The 3947-nt window shown below is 33.1% G+C and carries 3 protein-coding genes and 1 pseudogene; 2 read left to right on the top strand and 2 right to left on the bottom strand.

What is annotated here, in order from left to right; translation table 11 throughout:
- Positions 1-108: 108 nt before the first annotated feature.
- Positions 109-1407: a gliding motility protein GldB-related protein gene (locus DRF58_RS17745; protein WP_116037269.1), complete on the bottom strand. Its 1299-nt coding sequence runs from the start codon at positions 1405-1407 to the stop codon at positions 109-111.
- 415 nt (positions 1408-1822) lie between these two features.
- On the opposite strand from DRF58_RS17745, the gene DRF58_RS17750 reads away from it, so the two are divergent.
- The gene (locus tag DRF58_RS17750) at positions 1823-2152 is read left to right on the top strand and encodes a phage integrase N-terminal SAM-like domain-containing protein (RefSeq protein ID WP_262510784.1); all 330 of its coding nucleotides are present in this window, start codon (positions 1823-1825) and stop codon (positions 2150-2152) included.
- A pseudogene (locus DRF58_RS17755) lies at positions 2118-2549 on the top strand (transposase); the annotation flags it as partial. The gene DRF58_RS17750 and the pseudogene DRF58_RS17755, both read left to right, overlap by 35 nt.
- Positions 2550-2796: 247 nt before the next feature.
- Here DRF58_RS17755 and DRF58_RS17760 read toward each other — a convergent pair.
- The gene (locus DRF58_RS17760; protein ID WP_116037273.1) at positions 2797-3624 is read right to left on the bottom strand and encodes a GLPGLI family protein; all 828 of its coding nucleotides are present in this window, start codon (positions 3622-3624) and stop codon (positions 2797-2799) included.
- Positions 3625-3947 lie beyond the last annotated feature (323 nt).

Below are 3947 nucleotides of genomic sequence, written 5' to 3' on the forward strand. Positions count from 1 at the left end.
CCGTCGATAAACCCATAATGCTGAAAAAAGCTCCCGAAGCTTCCGTTCAACAAGGTTTTCATTGTTCGTGCTGCGCACGCAACGAAAACTTAGCTATTATCGGAAGTTTTATTTTGTTTTAAAATTTACAGGATATTCTTCACTAACTAAAAGGAAACCGTCTTTTGACATAAAACTTCTGTTTGTAATAACAAATTCATATTCTTTATTTGGTTTTAAGTCAATTAATAGGACTAATGTTTTATCATTATTTTCGTATCCTTTAACTTTTGTAATCGGGAAATATTCTTTTCCTTTCTCCGAGTAACTAATGGAAAAATTCTTGGTGTTCATTTCCTTTGAAAAAGTTATTTTCAACTCTTTTGTATTTGGGTCAACATTATCAGTTCCATTTTTGAATGGTTCAATTTTTACAATATATGGTTGATTTTTACTGTACTCTTTTATAATTTTCTTTTTATTGATTTTCTCTGTGAAAAATTTAGATTTTACAAGGAATTCTTCTACAGCTTTGTCGTCATCATAATTTAGTTCTATAATATCTTTTATCGCTTTTGTTTTGTCTTCAGAATTGTCATAGTAAGATTTACATATCTCGTAACCAACGTAATATCCCAAATCTGCACTTTCCTCTTTTTGACTTCCGTTGTAGAGCCAATTTGTGAAATTATTTGAAAACATTTCTTTTTTAAATAACCCTTTGATTTCATTTTTATGATTTCTGCCATAAGTCAGATATTGAGTTTCGATAGGTTTTTTAATGGCTAATTCAGCTATGAAATCACAAGCTCCTTCTTTAATACTTTGGCTTAATACTCGATTTCTGTCACCATTTTGTTGTGTATGAATATATTCGTGAATGTTTAAATACACAATATTATCCAAAGATTGTTTTGCGAAAACATTTTTTAGCCAATTATTTTGAAATTCAGATACATCAACATACGAGTTTCCTGTGGCAATTTCTGCACCAACCAAAACCATATTATCAGTAACAGTTCCTCCGGAACGTAATCCTCCAATTGTGAAATACATTTCCGCATCTTTTAATTCAGGATATAATTTTTTCAGATTTTCTACTGCGTTGTTAAGTTCAGCCGTTTTGTTTTTTACTTTTAACGTATTTGGTCGTATTGAATGCCAAAATTTAGGATAATCTTTTATGAGTTCCACATAAAGTGTGTCATTATAGCTTCTGGCTTTCATAAAAGCGTGAAGACCTTTTGTCCCTCGTTGGATATATAATTTGTTTATGAGGTCCAGCTTTTGGTTATAATCATTTGTATTTTGGATACTATCGTATGCAGCCCAAAAATTGTCAATGTCCGACGTGAAAATTTTATTTGAATTTTGTGAAAAAGCACTGGTAAATAAAATTGAGAAAATAATTGTACAAATTTGTTTCATTCGTATTTTTTAGGATAATAACTGTTCGAAGTGTTGTTTTATTACGTTGTTTGGATAAAATTTCCGATAACGGGCCGCGTATTGGCGATAGTGGCGGATTAGAAAGCCTAAACTTTCAATTTTACACTAAGCTAAGCAACAGCCTTTTATTATTTTCTAAATTTATGAAAAAAGGAAATATAAAAGGCTGTTGCGACAAAAAAAGGAGAAACTTTCAATTTCTCCCTTAAACCGCCATTTCGCCAATACGATGTTGAACTAAACCTTCGGTAGCTTTCTCAGCGCTATATTTAGTTACTTTGTAAAACTAATTAAAAATCAGTAAAATGGCAACAAAAAAAAGAGTGTAGAAGAGCTTAGAGAAAATAAAATCATCAATCAGGCAAAGCGCGAAGTTCCGGGATTTGCGGAGCTTTTGCATAGGTTTGAACGTACGGTTTCTGTATTGGGAAGAAGCCAAAGTACCTTTCAAAATTACTCCAGACACGTGGCTGCGGTGTCGCTACATTTCGGGAAAATTCCTACAGAATTGGATCCAGAGCAAATTCATGATTACCTCTTTTACCTTCAGAAAAAATCTAAATCGCCTTCGCAATCGTATTTTAAACACACCGTTTACGGACTTCGGTTTCTGCTAAAATCGGAAGGTTTGAGCTATGATTATTTGAGTCTTCCGGAAATTAAAAGAGAGAAAAAACTGCCTGTAGTTTTCAGTAAACAGGAGGTTTGGCAGATACACGCATGAAATCGCCATTAGCAACCAGAGAATCAGGAAAATTGACGCGGAAACGGTAACTTTTTCTTACAAAGATTACCGCCAAAAAGGCATCAAAAAGCAGATGGTTTTAAGCCATGAAGAGTTTATCCGAAGATTTGCGATGCATATTTTACCGAAAAGATTTGTAAAAATCCGTCATTATGGTTTTTTGAGCAGCACCTGGAAGCGTATCAAACTTAAAAATCTGCAACAAAATTTAGGCATCCAGCCCAAAGAAAAGCTTCCGCCAAAAGCTTTTCAGCCGAAATGTAGTTGTTGTAAAGTTGGAAATTTGGTAACGATTGCCACGTTCGATTTGCGCGGTCCGCCAAGTTGGTTTTTGGAGATGAGCCGAAATTTACCTGCTCCTAAATCTGCATTTTAGCGGATTTGGGTAAGGGAAATGTTACCCTAACGTGAAGGAAAGCACGATAAAACCAAGAAAAACTCGCCAAAATCACCCACAAAAAAAGAGACTCTTCTCAAAGTCTCTTGTATCTCTAAAAATCTTTTGTCGATAAACCCATAGTGTGGGAAAATACCCAGCAAAAAGCTCCCGAAGCTTCCGTTCAACAGGGTTTTCATTGTTCGTGCTGCGCACGCAACGAAAACTTAGCTATTGTACGCAGTTTTTATTCTATATCTATAAAATTATTGAACTTCTTGATGTTGTCTAATCTGTCTTTTTCAATAGCCCTAATCATTTCTGGACTTGCGCCGTTCGTCAAATTAATTTTTAAACCACTATCATCAACATATACACCATTTCGTAGTTGTTTTGCAGGATCCAAAGTATAGGCTTTGTACACTTTTTTATATTTATCAGATGTAATCTCGATACTTTTTGAAAGAATACTCGGAAAGTAGTCTTCAACTAAATCACTTTTTTGAAGAGAAATAAGGCTAAAATCATAATCTCCGGAATCGTCATTTGCTAAAAAAACTAATCCTGGTAAATCCTTGAAAAGATATGGACCATCTGAAACGGGAATTTCATTACTGTACCAAACTGTCCAATTCCGCCCAAGAATTTTAGCCGTTGCTTTTTGTAATTTATAATCTTTCCAAGATTTTGTTTCATTACTGATTTTCCAAGAGGGTTTGGTCTCATTAATTTTATAAGAATCACCGTCTAAAGTTTTGACTAAATAAAAATCTGTTTTCGTTTTTATAACACCTAAGGGATAATTTGCTTTTTTGAAACTTGCAGTATTTATATCAAAACCTCCTTGGGGATTCTTATCTTTAATAGAAGTCATTAAAGAATCACTATAATAGTAGTTATAATTGTAAAATTTGCTAGAATTAGTTTTTGGCTTAATCATTAATACAAAATGTTCTGAGACAATAGAATCTTTACCTTTTGTTGGCTTAAATTTCATTTCGTAAATGACTTTATAATCTTGGGCAAAGGATAGATTAATTAATAGAATAGCAAGAAAAGTAAATAGTGATTTCATTGTAAAACTTTGATTTAAGGCGGTTTTTTGTATAAAATTGCGTACAACGGAAAAAGGCTTTGCGAAGTGCGGGAATTCGAAGAACTTTAGTTCAAGAATTCATAAACGAAGCAAATGCTTTTTCAGATTGTCTAAATTAAGTAAAAAAACAATATGAAAAGCAGTTGCGAATTATTTTGACGAAATTTCAATCAAGGACTAAACCCGCTTTTTTGCAAAACTCCTGTTGAACTAAACCTTCGGTAGCTTTACCATTCGCATAAATCAGTTACTTTGTAAAACTAATTAAAAATCAATAGAATGGCAACAAAAAAAAGAGTTTA

The organism is Epilithonimonas hispanica, assembly GCF_003385395.1.
In the GTDB taxonomy this organism is placed as follows: Bacteria; Bacteroidota; Bacteroidia; order Flavobacteriales; family Weeksellaceae; genus Epilithonimonas; species Epilithonimonas hispanica.

Bases quoted from the DNA above. Each gene is read 5' to 3' on its own strand.
- DRF58_RS17745 (WP_116037269.1), bottom strand. From the start codon at position 1,407: ATGAAACAAATTTGTACAATTATTTTCTCAATTTTATTTACCAGTGCT.
- DRF58_RS17760 (WP_116037273.1), bottom strand. From the start codon at position 3,624: ATGAAATCACTATTTACTTTTCTTGCTATTCTATTAATTAATCTATCC.